Raw genomic sequence first — 206 nt, 5'->3', positions numbered from 1 at the left:
AAAACTTAAATTGAAGAGTTTGATCATGGCTCAGATTGAACGCTGGCGGCAGGCCTAACACATGCAAGTCGAGCGGAAACGGCAGTATTGAAGCTTCGGTGGATTTACTGGACGTCGAGCGGCGGACGGGTGAGTAACGGCTGGGAACCTGCCCTGACGAGGGGGATAACCGTTGGAAACGACGGCTAATACCGCATAATGTCTAC

The 206-nt window shown here is 52.4% G+C and carries 1 rRNA gene; it reads left to right on the top strand.

Annotation, left to right across the window (positions count from 1 at the left end):
- Positions 1-7: 7 nt before the first annotated feature.
- A 16S ribosomal RNA gene (locus BZG25_RS15860) occupies positions 8-206 on the top strand; the annotation flags it as partial.

The organism is Salinivibrio sp. ML198 (assembly GCF_001996015.1).
Lineage (GTDB): Bacteria > Pseudomonadota > Gammaproteobacteria > Enterobacterales > Vibrionaceae > Salinivibrio > Salinivibrio siamensis.
This window is presented reverse-complemented; position numbering and strand designations above follow the sequence as displayed.